This is a genomic window from Agrobacterium sp. NPDC058088, assembly GCF_042885035.1.
In the GTDB taxonomy this organism is placed as follows: Bacteria; Pseudomonadota; Alphaproteobacteria; order Rhizobiales; family Rhizobiaceae; genus Agrobacterium.
The window spans coordinates 731,752-753,488 of record NZ_JBHVSU010000001.1 but is presented as its reverse complement, the minus strand read 5'-3'; the positions used below and the strand labels follow the sequence as shown (position 1 = coordinate 753,488).

22 protein-coding genes and 3 tRNA genes are annotated in these 21,737 nt (G+C 58.8%); 9 read left to right on the top strand and 16 right to left on the bottom strand.

The genetic code is table 11. From position 1 onward, the window contains the following. Positions 1-4 precede the first annotated feature (4 nt). From glmU to pcsA, 7 genes are all read right to left on the bottom strand, one after another. Entirely contained in the window at positions 5-1,366 is a 1,362-nt protein-coding gene (gene glmU, locus ACFVTJ_RS03720) for a bifunctional UDP-N-acetylglucosamine diphosphorylase/glucosamine-1-phosphate N-acetyltransferase GlmU (RefSeq protein ID WP_386904721.1), read from the bottom strand. 206 nt (positions 1,367-1,572) lie between these two features. Continuing rightward, positions 1,573-2,310, bottom strand: coding sequence for a FadR/GntR family transcriptional regulator (locus ACFVTJ_RS03715; RefSeq protein WP_386905269.1), 738 nt, complete (start codon positions 2,308-2,310; stop codon positions 1,573-1,575). Positions 2,311-2,521: 211 nt separating this feature from the next. Further along, entirely contained in the window at positions 2,522-3,595 is a 1,074-nt protein-coding gene (locus ACFVTJ_RS03710) for a BMP family ABC transporter substrate-binding protein (RefSeq protein ID WP_386904719.1), read from the bottom strand. Positions 3,596-3,629: 34 nt separating this feature from the next. Beyond that, on the bottom strand, positions 3,630-4,550 hold the full coding sequence (locus ACFVTJ_RS03705; RefSeq protein WP_386904717.1) for an ABC transporter permease: 921 nt from the start codon (positions 4,548-4,550) through the stop codon (positions 3,630-3,632). Further along, entirely contained in the window at positions 4,550-5,641 is a 1,092-nt protein-coding gene (locus ACFVTJ_RS03700; RefSeq protein ID WP_386904715.1) for an ABC transporter permease, read from the bottom strand. The genes ACFVTJ_RS03705 and ACFVTJ_RS03700 overlap by 1 nt, the downstream gene beginning before the upstream one ends. After that, positions 5,631-7,187: an ABC transporter ATP-binding protein gene (locus ACFVTJ_RS03695; RefSeq protein WP_386905267.1), complete on the bottom strand. Its 1,557-nt coding sequence runs from the start codon at positions 7,185-7,187 to the stop codon at positions 5,631-5,633. The genes ACFVTJ_RS03700 and ACFVTJ_RS03695 overlap by 11 nt, the downstream gene beginning before the upstream one ends. 211 nt (positions 7,188-7,398) lie before the next feature. Continuing rightward, positions 7,399-8,124, bottom strand: coding sequence for a phosphatidylcholine synthase (gene pcsA, locus ACFVTJ_RS03690; protein WP_386904713.1), 726 nt, complete (start codon positions 8,122-8,124; stop codon positions 7,399-7,401). Between the two features lie 211 nt (positions 8,125-8,335). On the opposite strand from pcsA, the gene ACFVTJ_RS03685 reads away from it, so the two are divergent. Then, positions 8,336-9,544, top strand: coding sequence for a UbiH/UbiF family hydroxylase (locus tag ACFVTJ_RS03685; RefSeq protein WP_386904711.1), 1,209 nt, complete (start codon positions 8,336-8,338; stop codon positions 9,542-9,544). On the opposite strand, the gene ACFVTJ_RS03680 is transcribed toward ACFVTJ_RS03685, so the two are convergent. Further along, the gene (locus tag ACFVTJ_RS03680) at positions 9,528-10,466 is read right to left on the bottom strand and encodes an AEC family transporter (protein ID WP_386904709.1); all 939 of its coding nucleotides are present in this window, start codon (positions 10,464-10,466) and stop codon (positions 9,528-9,530) included. The two genes, ACFVTJ_RS03685 and ACFVTJ_RS03680, sit on opposite strands and share 17 nt — an antisense overlap. A gap of 32 nt (positions 10,467-10,498) precedes the next feature. Beyond that, complete coding sequence (locus ACFVTJ_RS03675; RefSeq protein ID WP_386904707.1) at positions 10,499-11,245, bottom strand: cytochrome c biogenesis CcdA family protein; 747 nt, start codon at positions 11,243-11,245, stop codon at positions 10,499-10,501. A gap of 279 nt (positions 11,246-11,524) precedes the next feature. Between ACFVTJ_RS03675 and ACFVTJ_RS03670 the strand changes: the two genes are divergently transcribed. Next, positions 11,525-11,600: transfer RNA gene (locus tag ACFVTJ_RS03670), tRNA-Lys, on the top strand. A gap of 616 nt (positions 11,601-12,216) precedes the next feature. Here ACFVTJ_RS03670 and ACFVTJ_RS03665 read toward each other — a convergent pair. The 3 genes from ACFVTJ_RS03665 to ACFVTJ_RS03655 all read right to left on the bottom strand — a co-directional run bounded on the left by ACFVTJ_RS03665 (position 12,217) and on the right by ACFVTJ_RS03655 (position 14,955). After that, the gene (locus ACFVTJ_RS03665; RefSeq protein WP_386904706.1) at positions 12,217-12,984 is read right to left on the bottom strand and encodes a glycosyltransferase family 25 protein; all 768 of its coding nucleotides are present in this window, start codon (positions 12,982-12,984) and stop codon (positions 12,217-12,219) included. Between the two features lie 109 nt (positions 12,985-13,093). Further along, complete coding sequence (locus tag ACFVTJ_RS03660) at positions 13,094-14,356, bottom strand: YcbK family protein (RefSeq protein ID WP_386904704.1); 1,263 nt, start codon at positions 14,354-14,356, stop codon at positions 13,094-13,096. A 158-nt stretch (positions 14,357-14,514) separates the two neighbouring features. Beyond that, the gene (locus ACFVTJ_RS03655; protein WP_386904702.1) at positions 14,515-14,955 is read right to left on the bottom strand and encodes a VOC family protein; all 441 of its coding nucleotides are present in this window, start codon (positions 14,953-14,955) and stop codon (positions 14,515-14,517) included. 192 nt (positions 14,956-15,147) lie between these two features. On the opposite strand from ACFVTJ_RS03655, the gene ACFVTJ_RS03650 reads away from it, so the two are divergent. Both ACFVTJ_RS03650 and ACFVTJ_RS03645 read left to right on the top strand, forming a co-directional pair. Beyond that, entirely contained in the window at positions 15,148-15,726 is a 579-nt protein-coding gene (locus ACFVTJ_RS03650) for a cold-shock protein (protein ID WP_386904700.1), read from the top strand. After that, positions 15,726-16,208 carry a DUF192 domain-containing protein gene (locus tag ACFVTJ_RS03645; RefSeq protein ID WP_386904698.1) on the top strand — a complete coding sequence of 161 codons (483 nt, stop codon included), beginning with the start codon at positions 15,726-15,728 and terminating at the stop codon, positions 16,206-16,208. Before ACFVTJ_RS03650 ends, ACFVTJ_RS03645 begins: the two co-directional genes overlap by 1 nt. Before the next feature lie 60 nt (positions 16,209-16,268). Here ACFVTJ_RS03645 and ACFVTJ_RS03640 read toward each other — a convergent pair whose 3' ends face one another. Then, a complete protein-coding gene (locus ACFVTJ_RS03640) occupies positions 16,269-16,517 on the bottom strand; it encodes a BON domain-containing protein (protein ID WP_386904696.1) in 249 nt (82 codons plus the stop codon). Positions 16,518-16,731: 214 nt separating this feature from the next. Between ACFVTJ_RS03640 and ACFVTJ_RS03635 the strand changes: the two genes are divergently transcribed. Further along, on the top strand, positions 16,732-17,001 hold the full coding sequence (locus tag ACFVTJ_RS03635; RefSeq protein WP_386904694.1) for a DUF982 domain-containing protein: 270 nt from the start codon (positions 16,732-16,734) through the stop codon (positions 16,999-17,001). Between the two features lie 215 nt (positions 17,002-17,216). Further along, on the top strand, positions 17,217-18,359 hold the full coding sequence (locus ACFVTJ_RS03630) for a ceramide glucosyltransferase (RefSeq protein ID WP_386904693.1): 1,143 nt from the start codon (positions 17,217-17,219) through the stop codon (positions 18,357-18,359). 52 nt (positions 18,360-18,411) lie between these two features. On the opposite strand, the gene ACFVTJ_RS03625 is transcribed toward ACFVTJ_RS03630, so the two are convergent. Continuing rightward, positions 18,412-18,488, bottom strand: a tRNA-Pro gene (locus ACFVTJ_RS03625). Between the two features lie 266 nt (positions 18,489-18,754). Between ACFVTJ_RS03625 and ACFVTJ_RS03620 the strand changes: the two genes are divergently transcribed. Together ACFVTJ_RS03620 and ACFVTJ_RS03615 are read left to right on the top strand one after the other, a co-directional pair. Next, positions 18,755-19,060, top strand: coding sequence for an ETC complex I subunit (locus ACFVTJ_RS03620; RefSeq protein WP_173987132.1), 306 nt, complete (start codon positions 18,755-18,757; stop codon positions 19,058-19,060). 49 nt (positions 19,061-19,109) lie between these two features. Continuing rightward, a tRNA-Arg gene (locus ACFVTJ_RS03615) sits at positions 19,110-19,186 on the top strand. 23 nt (positions 19,187-19,209) lie between these two features. Here the strand turns inward: ACFVTJ_RS03615 and ACFVTJ_RS03610 are convergent. Together ACFVTJ_RS03610 and ACFVTJ_RS03605 are read right to left on the bottom strand one after the other, a co-directional pair. After that, the gene (locus tag ACFVTJ_RS03610) at positions 19,210-20,004 is read right to left on the bottom strand and encodes a DUF429 domain-containing protein (protein ID WP_386904691.1); all 795 of its coding nucleotides are present in this window, start codon (positions 20,002-20,004) and stop codon (positions 19,210-19,212) included. A gap of 36 nt (positions 20,005-20,040) precedes the next feature. Continuing rightward, positions 20,041-20,196, bottom strand: coding sequence for a hypothetical protein (locus ACFVTJ_RS03605; protein ID WP_386904689.1), 156 nt, complete (start codon positions 20,194-20,196; stop codon positions 20,041-20,043). A 238-nt stretch (positions 20,197-20,434) separates the two neighbouring features. On the opposite strand from ACFVTJ_RS03605, the gene ACFVTJ_RS03600 reads away from it, so the two are divergent. Beyond that, positions 20,435-21,733 (top strand): efflux RND transporter periplasmic adaptor subunit, encoded by a 1,299-nt coding sequence (locus ACFVTJ_RS03600; protein ID WP_386904687.1) that lies wholly within the window; start codon positions 20,435-20,437, stop codon positions 21,731-21,733. The last annotated feature ends 4 nt before the right edge of the window (positions 21,734-21,737 follow it).

Here is a 21,737-nt window from a genome sequence, read left to right as displayed (position 1 = left end):
TCCGTCAGGACTTCTTTTTATTCGCTTCCTTCAGCGCTTTTGCCCGCTCGCGCACCACCGTCGCGCGACCGGGTTTCACCTCCTGCCGTGCGCGCCCGAAAGCCAGCGCATCTTCAGGCACGTCATCGGTAATGACGCTGCCGGAGGCGATATAGGCACCTTCGCCAATGGTGACAGGTGCAACCAGCGACGAGTTCGAGCCAATGAAGCTGTTGGCGCCAATGCGCGTTTCCGCCTTGTTGTAGCCGTCATAATTGCAGGTGATGGTGCCGGCACCGATATTGCTGCCCGCGCCGATGAACGCATCGCCGATATAGGTCAGATGATTGACCTTGGCGCCCTCGCCGATCTCGGCCTTCTTGACCTCGCAGAAATTGCCCACCTTGGAATTCGCATGCAGATTTGCGCCCGGGCGCAGCCGCGCATAGGGCCCGACCGTGGCGCCTTCAGCGACATGCGCGCCTTCCAGATGCGAGAAGGCATGGATGACAACACCCGGTTCGATCGTCACGCCGGGGCCGAAAACGACATTGGGCTCGATCAGCGCATCCTGCCCGATCGTCGTATCGAAAGAGAGGAACACCGTCTCAGGCGCGATCATCGATACGCCATCGACCATCAATTCATGACGCCGGCGCTCCTGCCAGAGTTTCTCGATAAAGGCCAGTTCGGCGCGGTTGTTGCAGCCGACCAGTTCCGCTTCAGGCGCATCGATGGCGACGGCGCGGCGACCGAGGGAACGGGCGATCTCAACCACGTCGGTCAGATAATATTCGCCCTTCACGTTACTGTTGCCGATGCGGTCGAGCAGATCAAGCGCATTGCGGCCGTTGATGGCCATCAATCCGCTATTGCACCAGGTTACCTTACGCTCCGCATCGGTCGCGTCCTTCTCCTCGCGGATAGCGACCAGTTCGCCATCCTTGACCAGCAATCGGCCATAACCCGTAGGCCGTTCCGTATGGAAACCGATCACGGCGACATCAGCGCCGGAAGCAATGGCCTCGCGGGCCCGGTCGAGCGTCGCCGAGGTAATCAGCGGCACATCGCCATATGCGACGATGACATCGTCGAAGCCACGTTCGATGGCGGCGCGGGCAGCGAGAACCGCGTGTCCGGTGCCCCTGCGCTCCGTCTGCAGAAACGCTTCGACCTCAAGGCCCGGCAGGCTTGCAGCCGCAGCAACATTGTCGGCATCGCGCCCGACGACGAGCGCCACCGTGCTGACACCTGATCCAGCCACCGCACCAACCACATGCGCAATCATCGGACGACCGGCGACCGTATGCAGCACCTTGGATTTCGACGATTTCATGCGCGTGCTGTCGCCCGCTGCGAGAATAACGGCTAGAGAGCTGCGCTCCATAAGACCTCCAACACCTGTCACACGCCTAAGGCGGATGGGACAAGGGCATATGTTTGACTTCACGCCGTCCGGCGAGGCGGAAAGGCGCATGGGTAATGTATTCCGGCATTGCTATAACGGCGGCCCGCTTAAGAAACCATGCAAATCCCAACCAAAATTTCCGCAGCGATTTTCATCAAACGTGATCAGCGGCGGAAGGCAGTGATCTATTTGCGAGGATTACGGGCAGTGAATTGCAATATCTGCTGGCGGCCGTTTTCGATCAGCCGTTCCATTTCACGGCGGGCACCCGCCTCGTCTCGCAGGCGAAACGCCTCGACGAGCCTTAGATGCGAGGCAGAAACATCGGAAATTTCATGGGGATCGGTATCCGGGTTGCTCATGCGGAAAATGCCCACCAGCGCCGCCTTGATCAGCGAACCGACGGTGCGCATGAAAGGATTGCCGGACATTTCGGTAATGAGCACATGGAAATTCATATCCGCCAGCGCGCGCTTCTCCTTGGAATAGGCCGTATTGCCCATTTCGTTGGCGTAAGCGGCAAGCTTGGCGATATCGGTGTCCATTGCCCTGATGGCGGCAAGACCTGCGCCATAGGGTTCGAAAGCCTGACGGATATCATAGAGATGCAGCAGAAATTCGTCGCTCACTCCGGCCTCGAAGTGCCATAGCAGCACTTCGCTATCGAACATGTTCCAGCTTTCGCGCTCCGTCACGCGGGTGCCGATACGCGCTTTGGGCGAAATCATACCCTTGGCGGTCAGCGTCTTCATCGCTTCGCGCAGCACCGTGCGGGAAACTTTCAGCCGCTCCATCAATTCGGCATCGCCGGGCAGGATGTCACCCGTCCTGAAAGTGCCGGAGACGATATCGAGACCGAGCGTGTGGACGACCTGTGCATGATTTGTCCGCAGCTTTCGAAAACCGATCGCCGCATCGAGCATTCCGCGCTGCAAATGTCGTGTCCTTCCGTTCGGTGGGCAATCTTAAAAAATCGCGCCAGACGTGTGTCTTTCAACTCAGATCCTAGTGAAAAACATCAAGTCGCATGAAAAGCAAAGGTAAACTGCATCCGCACAGTAAAACGCATGAAAATAAGCAAGGCCGCACATGAAACACGTGCGGCCTTGCTTCAGTAACGATAGATAATCCGCATTATTGCGGCAGCTTGTCGTCCACGCCGGCAACGTAGAAGTTAAGGCCGAGCAGAACCTTGTCTTCGGCCTTTTCGCCGGCCTTCAGCCACTCAGAACCATCCTGCTTCTTCACCGGGCCGGTGAAGGGGTGCAACTCGCCCGACTTGATCTTGGCCTCGGTGTCCTCGGCCATCTTCTTCACGTCGTCAGGCATGTTGGTGTAGGGAGCCATGGTCAGGATGCCGTCCTTCAGGCCATCCCAGACGGATTCGGACTTCCAGGTTCCGTCCAGAAGCGCCTGCGTGCGCTTGATGTAATAAGCGCCCCAGGTATCCTTGATCGCCGTCAGCTGCGTCTGCGGACCAGCCTTGATCATGTCGGAGGCCTGGCCGAAAGCCTTGATGCCGCGCTCGGCTGCAACTTGCATCGGTGCCGTCGTGTCGGTGTGCTGCGTGAGGATATCGACGCCCTGGTCGATCAGCGCCTTGGCGGCATCGGCTTCCTTGCCGGGGTCGAACCAGGTGTTGGCCCAGACGACCTTGACCTTGAACTCAGGATTGACGGACTGCGCGCCGAGAACGAAGGCGTCGATGCCCATCACCACTTCCGGGATCGGGAAGGACGCGATGTAACCGGCAACGCCCTTCTTGGACATTTTCGCGGCAATCTGGCCCTGAATGTAACGGCCTTCATAGAAACGCGAATTGTAGGTCGCAACGTTTTCAGCGGTCTTGAAGCCAGTGGCGTGTTCGAACTTCACCTTGGGGAATTTCTGGGCAACCTTTACGGTCGCATCCATGAAGCCGAAGGAAGTCGTGAAGACGAGCTCGCAGCCGGAACGGGCCATGCGCTCGATGGCGCGTTCGGCATCCGGGCCTTCGGGAACGCTTTCGAGGAACGGCGTTTCGATCTTGTCGCCGAAGTGCTTCTGCAGCTCTTCGCGGCCGATTTCATGCGCCTGCGTCCAGCCGCCATCGGTGCGGCTGCCGACATAAATGAAGCAGACCTTCTTGGCGTCGGCGGCTTCAGCGGAGGAAACAACGCCTCCAAGCGCCGCAATGGAAGCGGCAAGTGCGATGACCAGTTTTTTCATTTTTACCCCTGTTGGTTTGGAGACTGGATAGTTTTTACCTGTCCGGCACGAAGGATTTGCCCAGCGATGCCGGTGTATTGATCAAGGTCGTGCGGCGATTATGCGAGATGAGAACCAGCACGACAATAGTGGCGATATAGGGCAGCGCCGAAAGCAGCTGTGACGGCACGCCGATGCCGAAGGCCTGCGCGTGCAACTGGCCGATGGTGACAGCGCCGAACAGATAACCGCCCGCCAGCAGACGCCAAGGACGCCAGGAGGCAAAGACGACGAGGGCCAGCGCAATCCAGCCGCGCCCGGCCGACATGTTTTCCACCCATTGCGGCGTATAGACCAGCGATAGCTGCGCACCGGCAAGGCCGGCGCACGCGCCGCCGAACATAACGGTCAGATAGCGGGTACGGATAACGTTGATGCCGAGCGCATGGGCCGAAGCATGGCTGTCGCCGATAGCACGGATTTTCAGGCCCGTGCGGCTCTTGAACAGGAACCAGCCTATGCCTGCGACGAGCGCAATCGACATGTAGAAGATCAGATCCTGCCGGAACAGGAGCGGCCCGATGAAGGGTATTTCCGACAGGACAGGAAACACGATCGGTTGCAGCTTGATGCCGGGCAGACCGACGAAACTTTCGCCCAGCATGCCCGAAACACCGAGGCCGAGAATGGTAAGCGCAAGACCCGTCGCCACCTGGTTCGTCACCAGCGTCAGCGTCAGGAAACCAAACAGCAGCGAAAACACTGCACCCGAGGCGATGCCGGCGAGAATGCCGAGATAGGGCGAACCCGTCATATGCGCGGTCGCGAAAGCGCAGACGGCGCCCATGATCATCATGCCTTCGACGCCGAGGTTGAGCACGCCCGAACGCTCCACCACCAACTCGCCCGAGGCGGCGATGACCAGCGGCGTGGCGGCCGTGATGACGGTGAGGAGAATGGCCTGAAGCATATCCATCACGCCGCTCCTTCTCTGCGATGCGTCATACCGTTGAAGACCACCTTGATGCGATAAAAAATCAGCGTATCGCAGGACAATACGAAGAACAGCATCAGCCCCTGAAACACCCGCGTCACCTTGTCTGAAACGCCGATGGAAAGCTGCGCCGCCTCACCGCCGAGATAAGTCAGCGCCAGCACCAGCCCCGAGACGATGATGCCGAGCGGATTGAGGCGGCCGAGAAAGGCGACGATGATGGCGGTAAAGCCGTAGCCCGGCGAAATGCTGGGCTGGAGGTGGCCGATGGAGCCGGATGCTTCCGAAATGCCCGCAAGACCGGCCAGCGCGCCGGAAAGCAGCATCGAAAACCAGACCATGCGGCTCGATGAGAAACCGGCAAAGCGCCCTGCCCGCGCCGACTGGCCGAGAACCGTGACCTCGAAGCCTTTCAACATGTAACGCATCATGAACCACAGCGCGATAGCTGCAACGATGGCGAACACAAAGCCCCAATGCGCCCGGCCGGACGCCAGCATTTCCGGCAGCACGGCGCTCTCGTTGAAGGGCTTGGTCTGCGGGAAATTATAACCGCCCGGATCGCGCCAGATGCCGCGCGTCAGCCAGTCGAGGAAAAGCTGCGCGACATAGACCAGCATCAGGCTGACGAGGATTTCGTTGGTGTTGAACTTGGTTTTCAACAGCGCCGGAATACCCGCATAAAGCGCACCGCCGACAGCACCCATCATCATCATCAAAGGCAGGATGAGCGGCGAATGCCAGTCGGGATAAAGCACCGGCAGAATGGAGCCGGTAATCGCACCGATGGTGAACTGCCCTTCCGCGCCGATATTCCAGTTATTGGAGCGATAACAGATCGACAGGCCGACGCCGATTAGGATCAGCGGCGCGGCCTTGATCGCCAGCTCATGCAGCGACCACACTTCCAGCAACGGCTCGACGAAAAAAGCATAAAGCGCATGGGCCGGATTTTTGCCGAGCAGGGCGAACATGATGGCGCCGACGAGCAGCGTCAGCACCAGCGCCAGCAGTGGCGAAAGCAGGGTGAAAAGCCGGGAAACCCCTGCGCGTTTTTCAAGCTCAATGCGCATGCTGGGCGGCTCCCGAGTGCGAGTGAATGCCGCCCATCAACAGGCCGATCTTTTCAAGCGTCATCTCCTCCACCGGATGAGCCTCTGAAAGCTTGCCGTCGGAAATCACTGCGATATTGGTGGCGACCTCGAAGATTTCATCGAGATCCTGGCTGATGACGATGACGGCCGATCCCGCCTTGGCAAGATCGACAAGCGCCTGGCGAATGCGACTTGCGGCACCCGCATCCACACCCCAGGTCGGCTGGTTGACGACAAGCACGGACGGCTGACGGTCAAGCTCGCGCCCGACGATGAATTTCTGCAGATTGCCGCCCGAAAGCGAACCTGCCAGCGGATCGGCCCCGCTTTTGCGCACATCCATGGTTTCCGAAATGCGCCGCGCCGCGGCCTTGATGGCCGAACCTCTGACGATGCGCAGAAAACCGCCGGTCAGAAAGGCCTTGCGGTCTGAGCGCGCCCGCGCAAGCAACAGATTATCGGAAAGGCTCATGCCGGGAACGGCGGCGTGACCGTGGCGCTCCTCCGGCACAAAACCCGCACCCATCAGCCGGCGGCCATTGATGCCAATCCGGCCCACCGGCTTGCCCCGCAGATGGATAGCGTCATTATTATAGACGGGATATTCGCCCGAGAGCGCATCAAACAGCTCGCCCTGCCCGTTGCCGGCCACACCGGCAATCGCCAGCACTTCACCGGCGCGCACATTCATTGAAATCGATTTCAAGGCCACGGCAAAAGGCGTGCGCGGCGCAACGGACAATCCCATGACTTCGATCTGCGGCGCGCCGAGCGCCTCGCCCGTCGCACGCGAAACGCTGGCAACGTCACTGCCGACCATCATGCGCGCCAGCGAGGCCGGCGTTTCCTTACGCGGATCGCAGGCGCCCGTCACCTTGCCGTGACGCAGGACAGTGGCACGGTCGCAGATGCGCTGCACCTCTTCCAGCCTGTGGCTGATGTAAAGCACAGAGCGGCCTTCGGCCTTCAGTTTTGCCAGCGTCTCGAACAGCTTGTCGGCTTCCTGCGGCGTCAGCACCGAGGTCGGTTCGTCGAGAATGATCAGGCGTGGGTTCTGCAACAGGGCGCGGACGATCTCGATCCGCTGGCGCTCGCCGACCGACAGGTCGGCCACATGCGCATTGGGGTCGAGCGGCAGGCCATAGGCCCGCGACAGCGTTTCCGCTTCCCTGGCAATTTCCTTCAGAGAAATTTTCGGATCGAGCGACAGGGCGATGTTTTCAGCAACCGTCAGTGCCTCGAACAGCGAAAAATGCTGGAACACCATGCCGATTCCGAGCCTGCGGGCCTCGCTCGGCGAGCCCACGGAAACCGGCTGACCCTGCCAGATGATATCGCCCTCAGTGGGCGAAAGCACGCCGAACAGCATCTTGACGAGCGTGGATTTTCCCGCGCCGTTTTCACCCAGAAGCGCATGGATTTCGCCCGGCGCAATATCGAGATCGATGCCGTTACAGGCGGCGAAATTGCCGAACAGCTTTGTCAGCTTGCGAACCGACAGGAGAGGCACGGCCTCCGGCGCCAAAGTTCCAGTCACGAGTTCCCTCTCTCACCGGACGTCCATGCCTTCTGCGAGGCGTTTCAACGGCCGCGGTCATTGTTCCCAATCGCGCCGCAGGTCGTATGCAATGCTGCGCCATCAAGATGTATTGATAACTGTTTTGCTGCTGCGCACAACATAAAAAGCAGTTGCTTAAATGCAATTTGCACAAGCAATAAACGGCTTTACCTTTTTCTTATTTCGCGCCCAGCGAGGGGAAAAACTGCAATATCCCACCGATGCAATAAAGATAGATGCCGCTCGCCACGAAGGCGACCACCGCCCATGTCGGCGTCTGGAAATGCATCAGCAGCGCGTAACCGCCAAGCGCGCACCAGATCGCCACGACGAGCAGATTAAGCGGCCGCAGCCGTTTTACCCGCACCGGATGCAGGAAATTGATCGGCAGGAATGTCAGGAACACCGAGACGGTGACGATGATCATGGCCGTGGTTGCGCTGGCATCCATGACGAACAGGGTGAACACCACCATGTTCCACACCACCGGGAAGCCGGAGAAGAAATATTCATCCGTCTTCATACCCATATCGGCATAATAAATGGCGCTCGACACCACGATCATGCCGGCCGCCACGAAGGACAGCGGCTCGCCGATCATGCCGCTCTGATAAAGCGCAAAGGCGGGCAACAGCACATAGGTCACGTAGTCGATGATATTGTCGAGCGTATCGCCGGACCAGTTGGGCAGAACTTCCTTGACCCGCACCTTGCGGGCAATGGGTCCGTCGATACCGTCGACCAAAAGTGCCAGCCCCAGCCACCAGAACATATCGACAAACCGGTGTTCGGAAGCAGCGACGACGCCAAGAAAAGCCAGAAACGACCCGGACGCCGTGAGAATATGAACGGAAAAGGCGCGGATTTCCGCGTAGGGAACACGCTTGTAGTTGAAAATTTTCATAGTCAGCGTCTGCGCCCCGTTTTTTCCATCCGCCCTGTTCATTCCGGTATGCGGCCATTCACCACGCTTTGCAACCGGCTCAATCCGCTTATCCTAAGACTAATATCGCCTCTCAACCAACGAATGTTTGTGCCCGGATGTTCCGGCGCCCAAGTGGATTTACCCGCGCAAAGCTTCTATGATGCTCGGGAAATAACAACGGATCAGGACCATGAGACACTTCGATATCGCTATTACCGGTGCGGGACTTGCGGGCCAGATCGCGGCAATTGCGCTGGCGCGGGCCGGCCGCCATGTGGCGCTCATCGCACCTTCGAGCGACAGGAAGGACCGACGCACAACGGCTTTGATGGACCAGTCCATCCGTTTCATGGATCGCCTTGGCCTCTGGTCACGCGTAGCACCCTCCGCCGCACGCCTTTCCACCATGCAGATCATCGACGGCACTGATCGGTTGCTGCATGCGCCGACCGTGCAGTTTCGCTCCTCCGAAATCGGTCTCGACGCCTTCGGCTGGAATATTCCGAACGAGGCGTTGCTCGGTGTTCTCAGCGAAGCAGTGGAGCAGGAACACAATATCACCCGCCTCGACACAACTGCCGAGACGATCAACATCGGCAATGACCGGATTTCGATCACGGTCGCGGATGGCGACGTGGTTTCCGCTGATTTCCTGATCGGTGCGGATGGCAGGAAATCGATGGTGCGGGAAGCGGCCGGCATCGGTGCCAAATCCTGGTCTTATCCGCAGACCGCCGTGGTTTTGAACTTCGGCCATAGCCGTCTGCATGGCAATGTTTCGACGGAATTCCACACGCCCACCGGACCTTTCACCCAGGTACCCTTGCCCGGTAACCGCTCCAGCCTCGTCTGGGTTGTCACGCCGCAGCAGGCCGAAGAATTGACTGCTCTGCCGCTGGAGGCACTAAGCCTTAAGGTCGAGGAACGCATGCAATCCATGCTCGGAGCTGTGACCGTGGAAGACAGCGTACAGGCATGGCCGCTCTCTTCCATGACGGCGCATCGTTTCGGCAAGGGCCGCGTCGCCCTGATCGGTGAGGCGGCGCATGGTTTCCCACCCATCGGTGCACAGGGCCTGAACCTCAGCCTGCGCGACATCATCGTGCTGACGGAACTGCTCGGCGCCGTCTCTGACCGACCGATTGCGGCCGATGCCGGCAATAGCTTCGACCGCAGGCGGCGCGCGGATGTCTATAGCCGGACGCTGAGCGTCGACCTTTTGAACCGGTCGCTGCTTTCCGACTTCCTGCCCATCCAGATGGCCCGCGCGGCAGGCCTGCACATCCTCTCCGGCATCGGCACGCTCAGAAGCATGGTCATGCGCGAAGGCATCGAGTCGGGACGTGGACTGAAAGCCCTGCCCTCGCTGCTGTTCGGCAGTTTCAAAAAGGCTGGATGAAATAAACCACGCCGGTCAGCGTGAAGACCGACAGCACCGTCGAGATCAGGATCGTTGCCGACGCCCTCTCCTGCCAGACGTGATATTGCTGACCGATGACGAAGACATTCGTCGCTGTCGGCAGCGCGGCCAGCAGCACTGCGGAATAAATCCACACCGGCTCGAATCGCCCGAGCGACGAAAGAACGAGATAAGCCGCGAGCGGATGCAGGATCAGCTTGGCCGGCACGATATAGCTGATTTCCACCGGAACCCGTTTCATCGGCCGCAGCGCCAGCGTCACCCCCATGGCGAAGAGAGCGCAGGGCGCCGCCGACTGCGCCAGATAATCCACCAGCCGCTGCACCGCCTCCGGTGGCTGCCAGGAGAACGAAGCGGCCAGAAAACCGGCGACGACAGACACGATGAAGGGATGGGTGATGACCTTGCGCGCCACATCCAGGGCAAGCCTTCCCGCCGAGCGCTTGTCCCCGCCAGCAACCGCCATCATCGCCGGCGCGACGATGAAATGCGCAGCGTTTTCAAGGCAGACAATCAGCGCCACCGGCACCGCCGCCTTCTCGCCCAGCGCCAGAAGCGCTATGCCCGGGCCCATATAACCGATATTGCCATAGCTGGCCGCGAAACTCTGGATCGTGGTTTCGGCCAGGCTGTTCCCTCGCACGAAACGGCCGATGAGGAACACCAAAAGGAAAATGCCGTAGGTGCAGGCAAGGCTGGCAACGACAAAATCCATCCGCGCCAGCTCTTCCACCGGCGTTTTCGAAACAAGCTTGAAAAACAGCGCCGGCAGCGCGGCATAAATAATGAAGGTATTCAGCCAGCCCATTGCTTCGACTGGCTGTTTGGTGATGCGCGCCGCACCGTAGCCGATGAAGATCAGGCCGAAAAACGGTAAAAGCAGTCCAACAATATCGGCCACGGCCTTCCCTCAGAACAAGTACAGCCGGAGGCTTAGCCGATTTGCATCAGGATCGGAAAGGTCTCCTGGAACCAGATCGCGACATTGGTGATGAAACCGGACATGAAAGCGAGACCGGTGAGCACCAGCAACACGCCGAGCAGCTTTTCCACGAGGCCGAGATGGCGGCGGAAGCGCACAAGGAAACGCATGAACGACCCGGAAAACGCCGCCGCGATCCAGAACGGCACCGCAAGACCAACTGAATAGACCGCAAGCAGCATCGCGCCATCGCCCACCGTATCACGCGAAGCGGCAACCCCAAGGATTGCCCCCAGAACCGGGCCGATGCATGGCGTCCAGCCAAAGGCGAAGGCGAGGCCCATGACATAGGCTCCGGACAGGGTTGCGGGCTTGCCCGCCCCTTGAAACCGCGCTTCGCGCGAAAACAGGCCGATGCGGAAAACACCAAGAAAATTCAGACCCATGAGGATAATGATGAAACCGCCGATCTTGGCGAGGATATCGAGATTCTGCCGCAGAAGCGTACCGATCGTCGAAGCGCCTGCCCCCAGCGCCACAAACACCGTGGCGAAACCGAGCGTGAAGCAGAAAGCCGAAAACAGCACCGCCCGGCGAACCTCCGGCCGCGGCGCGGTCTCCTCCGTCCTGAACTGCTCGACCGAAACACCCGCCATGTAACAGAGATAAGGCGGCACCAGCGGCAGGACGCAGGGCGAGAGAAATGAAAGAGCGCCGGCCAGAAGCGCACTGAACAGGGAAATATCGGCAATCGACAAGAAAGAACTCCGCATCCCGCAAAGCCCCGCGATTCTCACTATTCGCCGATGCTTCACGTTTCATTTTCATGCATGTCATTGCTGCAAAACGATTTCACCCGTCTGCCGACACGTCTGAGGCCGGTTTTATCCCCAGCCGCCCCCTCTCTCCAATCACCTTTTCGGGGGTGCGACAAAAAAAACCGTATTGCGTGTCGAAACCGCTTTTTTTGGGTTGACCGAACGGATCGCTCTACCTATGTTCCGCGCACTTCCGAAGGGCAACCAAGCCCACCGCGGGAGAGCGTAGCTCAGCCGGTAGAGCAACTGACTTTTAATCAGTAGGTCCAGGGTTCGAATCCCTGCGCTCTCACCAACGGAAACAAGCACTTATCCGTTGATAACACTCTTCAAGCCGGCAAGATCGTCATTAAATATGCAGCGTTGGAAGCAGCGTTGCAGACATTGCCGCGACCGAGGCTACGACAAGCTCGGCTCCTTGTAGCGGTGACACAGGACACTCTCTAAACTTTGGACGTCGCCCGGCTGACCGGCACAGTGGAAGGTGCCCACCGCACCTGTGTCCGTCGCAGCTGCGAACCGAAGGAACGTTCGAAAGTTAGCGGAACGATGCCAGAGCGGCACAACCCTAAACGGAGTAAACGGGTTTTTTTCCCTGCTCAGCGGACATTGGGGTCCGCTGGTTTTTCTACTTGTTCTTGGCTTGATCGTGATGCCACTTGATGGCGTAAAACATGCCGATGCCTAACACGAGAAGCTTGAACGGCAGGAAGACTATAGGGAAAAAGTCCCACATTTCTGATATTTCCAGATTTTGATTCAACACTATCGCCGCGAGAATTACCCCGGAACTCCCTTCCGCAACATTAGGCATTTTGACGCGGATACGGTCGTAGCGTGACCCTCACAGCACGACAGGATTGCGCTATGTTTCGGGAGAGATTGCACTGAAGGCCGTAGGATAGCCATGCCTACCGATAGGCGTAGATGTACCGCGCGATGTTGTCGTAAAAGCTGGAAAGATAAGCGGGAAGCCTACTCAAGCGGGCGAACTTGCTGCCCTTATATTCGTCGCGCGTGCCAACGAGTGTATCCGGGTCGCCAAATGGCAGGAAATCCTTGTCGGTGACGTAAACCTCGGTGCCGTAGCCCCAGCCGCATTCAAGAGCCCGGTCGAAGGGCAGCGTCATCCTTCGCGCCGTCTTGAGGAAACGCGCAGCAGCAATGCGGGAGATGATGTAGCAGGCAGATGAGCCCTGGGGACCGTAGATGCACCGGCCAAAGTTGTCACCAAGGGCGCTGGTTTTGCGGCCCTTGAACCCCTTTCGACGGTGGTTGGTCAATTTTATGATGGCATCGTCAGGCATCACCGCAACCATTGCCTTGACCCGTTCCGAGAAATCTGGCGTGAAGGCAACGTCATCCTCAACGATCACGGCGACAGGCGCGTCCGTCGCGAGGAAGGTTTCGAGCGCTTTGATGTGGCTGGCGTAGCAGCCATATTCTCCCGGCAGAGCGTGGCGGCCATTGCGCAGTTCGAAGCCGCGCCGGTCGAAATCCCGCCAGTCGTCCGGGGAAATGGTCTTGCCGTCCACTCCCTCCACCGGACGCAGGTCGAGATCGAGGCCGGAAGCGCCCTCAAGCATCTTCGCCAGCCGCGCCCGTGCGCGGGCAATCGAAATGATATAGATAGGGAAAGTGGAGACAGGCTGCATTCGCAAGGCACCATAGGGGGACACAACGAACCGCCTCCTACAGCAAGCGGAGCCATCCGTCCATGCGGGCGCGATCTCCAGCCTTCCCGAGAGGCACGGCTCATGGTCGCGGCGCTATAAAACGCGCCAGGGATTATTTGCGAATGGCCGTTCGGCGGCAGCGCCAGTTCCAGTCCCGCGCTTCGCCGGTATCCATATGCACGGATTCGGTGTGGCAATAGGTGCCCACGCCACCGCGATCCGGCAGGGAACGCAGATAGGTGGCGAGCTCCCACTTGGAAACACCCTTGATCTGGATGTCGGCGGCATCGCAGGTATAGTGCTTGGAGCCCTGCCTTATTCCCTTCGGCGGGCGATAACCCGAGGTAACGATCGCCGGGCTATTATAATGACGCTCGACATCCTTGATCATCCGCACCAGTTCCGGCTTGAAACAGCCGACTTCGACATGATCCGTCTGCAGGAAAAGCCCGTTCGGGGCGACACGGGTAAGCCCCGAGAGTGAGGCGAGCTTCATCAGGCCGGTCGGTTGGTCGTCTTCTTCATCGAGATGGGCGTCGTCGAATTCCTCGGACATCATCGAGCGACCGGAAAGCGCAATGCCCATCGATCCGCCAGCGCCTCCGGACAAGGCGGCAACTTCAGTGTTACCGGCCGTGCCGTTTTCGATCATCTTCGGCAGGCGCTTCTTGGCCGCGCCGGCGAAAAATGCCGCAAGCGTCACGCCCTTTCCTTCACCTTCCTGCCCCTCACCCGTCGCTCCGCCATTGGCCGCAGGCTGCGCGGCCGCGAGCTGTTCCGGCGGCGGCACCGGCACGGCGGCGGGCTGGCGGTTTTGGCTATGCTGTTCCGTCGGCACCTGAGCGGCTGCCGGAACGGGGACCGGCGCGGCAACAGGCTGCGGCTGCATCGGCGCGGAATAGACGCTGCTGACAGCGGGAACGATTTTCTGGCCGGAACCGCCCTGGGCTGCGGCCGCGCCCTGAGCCGCTGCGGAAGCGGAAGGCATTGCCCTGTTCGCTGTGGAATAGATGCTGGACGTTCCAGCGGAAATCGCCGTCGGCTGCGTCGTCAGCCCGCCAATGTCAGCGGCCGCACCATAACCCTGGGCGGGACTACCGGGTGCCTGATGCTGGGCGGGAACATTGCCGGCACCGGCCGCCGATGCGACGGCGGGATCCACATAATGTCCCGGCTGTGTGCCGGCCGCCGGTGCGGAAACTGTCGCCGCGGCCGTCTGCTGCTTGTGCTGTGCGGCGATTTCCGGCTTCTTCGCCGTGGCGGCCATCTCGTCATCCGTTACCGCCGAAACGCAACCGGAAAGCCCCAGCAGCGAAACCGCGACAACGAAACGCTGACACGAAAGGCGTCCTTTCGCACTCCCGACAGTTTTCATGGATGGCCTCCGTATCTTGCATTTCCAAGCAGCTGCACGGGAACGGAATCGTGCGCTTTTTCCAAAACGGAACCGGCCGTTTCGATTCGCGGACTATGCCTCATCCTCTCAGGACAAGGCAAGAGCGCCCGAAAACGCAGCTATTCACCGAAAAACCCCTACCAGGAACCGGTATTCTGCATAGATATCCACGGTTCGGCTGGTGCGAGGCTTTCGCCCTTCTGCAGAATCTCGAAGGAAATACCGTCAGGCGAGCGAATGAAAGCCATGTGACCGTCACGCGGTGGCCGGTTGATGACGATACCGTTTTCCTGCAGGCGCGCGCAGAAGTCGTAGATATTATCGACCTCATAAGCGAGGTGGCCGAAATTGCGGCCGCCGGTATAATCCTCGGTATCCCAGTTATAGGTCAGCTCCAGACACGGCGCCTTGTTTTCCTTGGCCGCAGCAATGTCGTCACGCGCCGCAAGAAATACCAGCGTGAACCGGCCTTTTTCGTTCTCGATTCGGCGTATTTCGGTAAGACCGAGCAAGTCGACATAGAATTTAAGTGATTCGCCAAGGTCTTTGACGCGAACCATCGTGTGCAGATACCGCATTTTATTCCTTTCCATTACACGGGTCCGAAGCCGTTAAACGCACAATGGCAAGCCCCGGACAAGGACGGCGACATAAAAGCAGCTGCGTAAATCAAAAACTAGGGCTTGCGTGAAACCGTTACCAAGATGTTAATCTGGCGCACAGGAATCAGTTGACCGGTGTATGGCGCGTAATCGAGGGGTTGGCAGGATATGGCTGATAGGATGTCATCGAAAACGATAGTCGATGTCGAGGACCTTTCGGGCGATGCCGTGGACCTGACCGAAATCACTGGCGTCGTGAAATGGTTCGACGTCGCCAAGGGTTTCGGCTTCATCGTTCCCGATAATGGCGCGCAGGATGTGCTGCTGCATGTCTCCTGCCTGCGCCGCGACGGCTACCAGACAATCCTTGAAGGCACGCGCATCGTCGCCCTTATCCAGCGGCGCGACCGCGGTTTTCAGGTTTTCCGCATCCTGTCCATGGATCAGTCGACCGCCGTTCACCCTTCGCAGCTGCCACCGGTACGCACCCATGTGCAGGTGACGCCCTCAAGCGGGCTGGAACGCGCCATCGTCAAGTGGTTCAACCGCACCAAGGGTTTCGGTTTCCTGACGCGTGGCGAAGGAACGGAAGATATTTTCGTGCATATGGAAACGCTTCGCCGTTTTGGCCTGGCGGAACTGCGTCCCGGCCAGGTGGTGCTGGTGCGCTACGGCGATGGCGACAAGGGCCTGATGGCGGCGGAAATCCACCCCGACAACCCGGCGTCGATGGGGATGTCGCACTGATGTCCGCCCTGCCCCATATGGTAAAAAGCGCCGTCATGGCGCTTCTTTTTTTCACGCTCGCTGGCGTTGCTCAGGCTCAGGAACGGGTGACGTTCACGTCCGAACCGCTGACGATTGCAACGGCTTCTGGAAAAACATACGACTTCACTGCTGAACTGGCTCTGGACGACGCCCAGCGCCAACAAGGCCTGATGTTCCGCAAATCGATGCCCCCCGAAAGCGGCATGCTGTTCGATTTCGATGAACCACGCCCGGTCGCCATGTGGATGCGCAATACCCTGATACCGCTAGATATGCTGTTCATCGGCAGCGATGGCCGAATCACCCACATCCATGAAAATGCGGTTCCGCATTCGGAAGCGATCATCAGCTCGCGCGGACCGGTAAAATTCGTGCTGGAATTGAATGGTGGCGCCGCGAAACGCTATGGCATCAAGCCGGGCGATATGGTTAGCAGCGCGCAAATCGGCAACCGGAACTGACCTTGCCGCGTTATTGCCTCTGAATGCGCCGGACGAATTTTCGCCCGGCTGACGCAATAATCAGTAAACCGGCTCGATATGGCTCAAAATCCGGCAATTGGAGATCGAAGCGGCAAGATTGATGGCGATATCGATCGCCTCGACCGAATCGGCCGTACCTTCCAGATAAATCACGTCATTTTCGACCATCGCGGAAATACGCGACTTTTCGAGCCCTGATTCGAAGGCCAGAGCCGAAGTGATTGCCTGGCATACGCCAGCCATGCGGTCTCCGAAAAAGCTTTCCTGAATGCCTGATAAATTGAACATATGCGTTCTCCTTCTTATGGACATAACAACGCCTCAAGCGGCGGTTTTGTTCATCTCCGGTTCATCTATTTGTTCATCTTCCATTCATCTTGAAAAATTGGAACCCCCTGGCCGATCACATTTTAGGTGATCGGGAACAATTGCGTGAGGTGGGCATTACGCGCATGGGAGCTTGGAGGGTCTTTAAGGCACACGAAACAGGGAGGAAAATGACATGCTGATTCACAGAACAGAGCCGTGTCACCACGCCTCGTGGATGAAACCGGTGGCTATCCACCTGCCGCTTTCGGCCGCGGTGGAAATCTATAGTCCGCTGGTCGCGCTGGACATGCTGATGTATCGCTGGCCCGAAGAACATGGACCTGAATATGAGGAGGCTCGCAGAAACTGCCTCGATGCCATCGCCGGCAAATGCGACATCGAGATAGCAAGGGAATCGTTTCTCGTTGCAAGCAGCCATGCCCATATCCTGAACGTCCACTAGAACAATTTGACCGTCATGATGATTGGGCCCTTCTTCATGGAGGGCTTTTCTTTGCGTGAGGCTTCCACAGTGCTCTCATGCACGGCGCGCCTCCCTGCCTCTGCCTTCCGATGATGACATGTAACTGTCACTCAAACGTTATAATCCGCAGAGATGAATTCCATGGAATCGATTGGCGGTGGATCGCCAAAAGCGCGGGAGTGGAACTGGCCAGCATGGAAACCGTCTTTGCCCTTTGCGCAATTTTGCTCCTTGCCTTCAATCTTCTCGGCATCGTTCTCGCCGGCTGGCGACTGACGAGACGGGACGCGGAAAACGATCTTGTCCAGAAAAAACCACCGGTCTCACTGGTTGTACCGCTGCGCGGCGTCGAAAACTTCACGCCGCTGACGCTCTCGCGCGCCTTTGAGCTCGACTGGCCGGATTACGAACTGCTGTTCTGCGTTGCGGACGAATTCGATCCCGTTATCGCGGAAGTACGCAAGGCCGCGGCCACGTTTCCTTCGGTCTCCATGCAATTGCTTCTCGGCGACGACCGCGTCAGCGCCAATCCGAAGCTGAACAATTGCGTCAAGGGCTGGCGCGCCGCCAGGCACGAATGGGTGATTCTGGCCGATTCAAACGTGCTGATGCCCAAATCCTACATAACCACCATGATGTCGGCCTGGCGGCAGGATAGTGGGCTGGTCTGCTCACCGCCGCTCGGTTCCCGCCCTGTGGGGTTCTGGGCCAATGTGGAGTGCGCCTTCCTCAATGGGTCGCAGGGACGCTGGCAATATGCTGCCGAAGCAATCGGCATGGGTTTCGCACAGGGCAAATCAATGCTGTGGAACAAGCCGTTCCTGGAGGACCGCGGCGGCATCCGCGCCCTGGCCGCCGAAATCGCCGAGGACGCCGCCTCAACCAAGCTGGTTCGAAACGCCGGCCGCCGGGTGCATCTGGTCTCCGCTCCGTTCGAGCAACCACTCGGCCAGCGCCATGCCGGCGAAATCTGGTCGCGACAGACCCGCTGGGCACGGCTGAGACGCGTTACCTTCCCGCAATATTTCGCACCTGAGATTCTTACCGGCGCGCTTCCGCCGCTTCTTTTCGCGCTTGCTGCTGCCGCGATGACGGATGTGAACCTCATAGCGACGGCCTCCGTCGTTCTCGCCCTGATGTACGGCCCGGAGCTGGCGCTCGCTGCCTTCAATGGCTGGCCGGTATCGCTCCATACGCTGCCGGCCATGATCGCCCGCGACATGATCATGCCCGTCGTATGGACCCGCAGTTGGATTGGCAGCGCGGTGGCATGGCGCGGCAATGTCATGACCATCGGCACGGCAGAGAGCACTCTCGCCGGTCCACCTGCGGAATAAATGTGTTCTTTGGGATAGGGTTACGCCGGAAAGCTGATGTTCAGCTTTAAAATGGTCGGAGTGGAGAGATTCGAACTCCCGACCCTCTGGTCCCAAACCAGATGCGCTACCAGACTGCGCTACACTCCGCCGAGGCGATGGCTGGGGAATACACGGTTCACCCGCAGTCCGCAACAGGGAAATTCATCTTTATTCAGCCGCGCCCCCGACGGGCAAAAGATGACGCCGAAACCGCAGGGTTTGATGAAGCCGTAAGGGGATAATCGTCTTGACTCTCACCTGAAGTCAGTCCATTTCAAATTCGACGTTCCTGACACGATTTGGTTATTCTATTCAGGTACGTGATGAATAATCCGGGGTGTTTCACCCCGCTGTCCAACCGGAGCAGTTTCGACATGTCTGCGAAGATTTACCGCCCTGCAAAAACCGCCATGCAATCCGGCAAGGCGAAGACCAATGTCTGGGTTCTGGAATTCGACGCCGAGGTTCCGCGCAAGATCGATCCGATCATGGGCTACACCTCCAGTTCCGACATGAAGCAGCAGGTCAAGCTGACATTCGAGACGCAGGAACAGGCCGAAGCCTATGCCCAGCGCAAGGGCATCGAATACCGCGTCATCCTGCCGAAGGAAGCAACCCGTAAGGTGGTTTCCTACACCGACAATTTCCGTTTCAACCGCACCCAGCCCTGGACGCACTGAAACACGCCCATTGAAGATTTCTGCCGGAGCATCAATTGCCCGGCATGACGGCCCCTTAGCTCAACTGGATAGAGCAACTGCCTTCTAAGCAGTAGGTCGCAGGTTCGAGTCCTGCAGGGGTCGCCACCTTTCCTCAAAGGCGACAACAATCATTGCGCCGCCGGTATCCAGATCGCGGACGTCTGGTCGCCATAAGGGATCGCATCGCCCTCCAGAACACAGATGCCAATCCAGGCGCAAACAACTGCATCCATCATGTCTTCAAAGGCCTTCATTTCCCATGTTCGCGCGCCGATGGGAGGAATGGTGAGAGCATCGGCGACATTGCCAATGCGGGCATCGAGATGCGCCACAATCGAACGCCAAACTTCAACCAGTTTCGTGCGCCGAACGGGAATGGTGTCTGATCGCCAATAGCTGCCGATCTTCGAGTGTTTATAGGGGAGCCGCTTCTCCGATTGCGTCAGCTCAACCAATGCGGGGTGGGGATAGACCTCAAGAAGACCGCGCTCGCAGACCCGCGTCGTCAGGAGTGGATATCCTGCGTGTTCGAAGGAGATTTTGAGATCGTCGCTTATCTTGCCCGGCCTTAGAGCATTCGGGGTGTGCGTGCCGCAATGGCGGGCACCATAAGCCGAGGAAACCCTGTTGTCCGAAACGCGTCGAGCCGTTATCGGGGCATGTGAAAGCGGCATATCAACCGCGACGAGGTTGACCTTGCATCCGCCAAGCGCTTCGGCGGCGTCCAGAAGTTCTGTCGCCTGTGCAACCGAACCACGAGGGCGGTCGCTACGGGCTGATGCCTCGTATTGTCGTGCAAGAAAATGATCGTAAGAGGGGGCAACCGCGCGCAGCCGCCAGCATGAGTCATCCTTGACAACCAGCGCGACGCCGCTCGGTTCGGTCGCCGTCCAAGCGGCGTCAATTCCCAATATCGTCCTCATACAGCACGTCCGGATTCCGTCGCACGCAGGATCGCGTCACCCCTTCCCTACAAACGAAAAATAACCCCACGCAGCCACGAAGAAGGCGATCACGGCCACGATCGTCAGGGCCTTCTTCGCTTTTGGCCCCATTGGTTCGCGTGGTTTTTTCGGCGGCACCGGTTTGCGGAACTTCACCACGTTGTCGTTCATTTCATCATCGTCCTGAATGTCGCTGCTGAAACCTCTGCCGCATCGGTGGCATCGGTCTTTCCAATTCCTATCTCTAGCAGACCAGAACTATCATAAATATTACCAAGTTTTCACTTCACCCTTGAGGCAAGCTATGTCACTTCCCACAATCAGAGGAATACAACGGCGACAGATGGACGGACAAACCGCAGAGCGGAAACAACCCTCTGTGGCATTTTGAAATTTGCGAGTGACGAGAATGAATGACGCCAACGGCAATGGCCGCGACACACCAGACAGCCAGCCCGATCTGCGTGAGATTCTGGGAACGAACCGAAACGGCAGGAAGAAGAAATCGCGCCGCTATCTTTATGCGGCCGCCTTCCTCGTGCTGGTTGGCGGTGGCCTTGGTTATTATTACCAGTCGCGCGCCGCAGGCGTTGCCTATAACTACACGACGGAAGCCGCGCGTCAGGGCGATCTCTCGGTCATCGTCACCTCAACCGGCTCGGTTCAGCCGACGGATCAGGTCGATATATCAAGCGAATTGTCCGGCACGGTGCGCAAGGTCAACGTCACCTATAATACCCCGGTCAAGGCTGGAGACGTTCTGGCGGAGCTGGATACCAACAAGCTGGAGGCCGACGTCCAGAGCGCCCGCGCCAAACTCGCCTCCGCCAAGGCCAACGTGCTGAAGGCGCGTGCCGATCTCGGCTCGGCAAAGACGTCCATGGAGCGCCTTCGATCGCTGGTGCAGAACCGTGTGTCCAGCCAGCAGGATCTGGATGCAGCACAGTTCACCCACGATGCCGCCGCTGCGACGCTGGAGGTGAATGAGGCAACCGTGCTTTCGGCGGAAGCGGATCTGCGGCTCGCCGAGGTCAATCTCGGCAAGGCCAAGATCGTCTCACCCATCGATGGCGTCATCCTCACCCGGAGCGTTGACCCCGGCGCCACCGTCGCCTCCTCGCTGAACGCGCCGGTGCTCTTCACCATCGCCGGCGATCTGCGCCACATGGAATTGCAGGTTTCGGTGGATGAGGCCGATGTCGGCAAGGTCGAGACCGGACAGAAAGCCACCTTCAACGTCGATGCCTATCCTGACCGCAGTTTTCCGGCCGAGATAGAAACCGTTCGTTTCGCCTCTGAAACCGTTTCCAACGTTGTGACCTACAAGGGCATATTAACGGTCGACAATGCGGAACTGCTGCTGCGCCCTGGCATGACGGCGACGGCCAATATCGTCGTTGAAGACATCAAGGATACGCTGCTGGTGCCGAATTCGGCACTTCGCTACACGCCGCCGCGCGAATCCGCCTCCCGTGGCGGCGGGTTGATGAGCCTGTTCCGCCCTCCCCGCATGGGTCGCTCGCAGGGCCGCGACGCTGCGAAGGCGGTGACGGGTAAACGAACGGTATGGGTGCTACGCAACAACAATCCGGTCTCCGTCGCCATCGAAACCGGCTCCACCGACGGTCAGCATACCGTGGTGAAATCGGGCGAACTGAAAGTCGATGACCAGGTGATTACCGACGCAACCGCCCGCAACGCCGGTTGACGCA

Excerpts from the sequence above, each read along its gene's own strand:
- glmU (WP_386904721.1), bottom strand. The coding sequence starts at position 1,366 with ATGGAGCGCAGCTCTCTAGCCGTTATTCTCGCAGCGGGCGACAGCACG.
- ACFVTJ_RS03715 (WP_386905269.1), bottom strand. The coding sequence starts at position 2,310 with ATGCTCGATGCGGCGATCGGTTTTCGAAAGCTGCGGACAAATCATGCA.
- ACFVTJ_RS03710 (WP_386904719.1), bottom strand. The coding sequence starts at position 3,595 with ATGAAAAAACTGGTCATCGCACTTGCCGCTTCCATTGCGGCGCTTGGA.
- ACFVTJ_RS03705 (WP_386904717.1), bottom strand. The coding sequence starts at position 4,550 with ATGGATATGCTTCAGGCCATTCTCCTCACCGTCATCACGGCCGCCACG.
- ACFVTJ_RS03700 (WP_386904715.1), bottom strand. The coding sequence starts at position 5,641 with ATGCGCATTGAGCTTGAAAAACGCGCAGGGGTTTCCCGGCTTTTCACC.
- pcsA (WP_386904713.1), bottom strand. The coding sequence starts at position 8,124 with ATGAAAATTTTCAACTACAAGCGTGTTCCCTACGCGGAAATCCGCGCC.
- ACFVTJ_RS03685 (WP_386904711.1), top strand. The coding sequence starts at position 8,336 with ATGAGACACTTCGATATCGCTATTACCGGTGCGGGACTTGCGGGCCAG.
- ACFVTJ_RS03660 (WP_386904704.1), bottom strand. The coding sequence starts at position 14,356 with ATGAAAACTGTCGGGAGTGCGAAAGGACGCCTTTCGTGTCAGCGTTTC.
- ACFVTJ_RS03655 (WP_386904702.1), bottom strand. The coding sequence starts at position 14,955 with ATGCGGTATCTGCACACGATGGTTCGCGTCAAAGACCTTGGCGAATCA.
- ACFVTJ_RS03650 (WP_386904700.1), top strand. The coding sequence starts at position 15,148 with ATGGCTGATAGGATGTCATCGAAAACGATAGTCGATGTCGAGGACCTT.
- ACFVTJ_RS03645 (WP_386904698.1), top strand. The coding sequence starts at position 15,726 with ATGTCCGCCCTGCCCCATATGGTAAAAAGCGCCGTCATGGCGCTTCTT.
- ACFVTJ_RS03640 (WP_386904696.1), bottom strand. The coding sequence starts at position 16,517 with ATGTTCAATTTATCAGGCATTCAGGAAAGCTTTTTCGGAGACCGCATG.
- ACFVTJ_RS03635 (WP_386904694.1), top strand. The coding sequence starts at position 16,732 with ATGCTGATTCACAGAACAGAGCCGTGTCACCACGCCTCGTGGATGAAA.
- ACFVTJ_RS03630 (WP_386904693.1), top strand. The coding sequence starts at position 17,217 with ATGGAAACCGTCTTTGCCCTTTGCGCAATTTTGCTCCTTGCCTTCAAT.
- ACFVTJ_RS03620 (WP_173987132.1), top strand. The coding sequence starts at position 18,755 with ATGTCTGCGAAGATTTACCGCCCTGCAAAAACCGCCATGCAATCCGGC.
- ACFVTJ_RS03610 (WP_386904691.1), bottom strand. The coding sequence starts at position 20,004 with ATGAGGACGATATTGGGAATTGACGCCGCTTGGACGGCGACCGAACCG.
- ACFVTJ_RS03605 (WP_386904689.1), bottom strand. The coding sequence starts at position 20,196 with ATGAACGACAACGTGGTGAAGTTCCGCAAACCGGTGCCGCCGAAAAAA.
- ACFVTJ_RS03600 (WP_386904687.1), top strand. The coding sequence starts at position 20,435 with ATGAATGACGCCAACGGCAATGGCCGCGACACACCAGACAGCCAGCCC.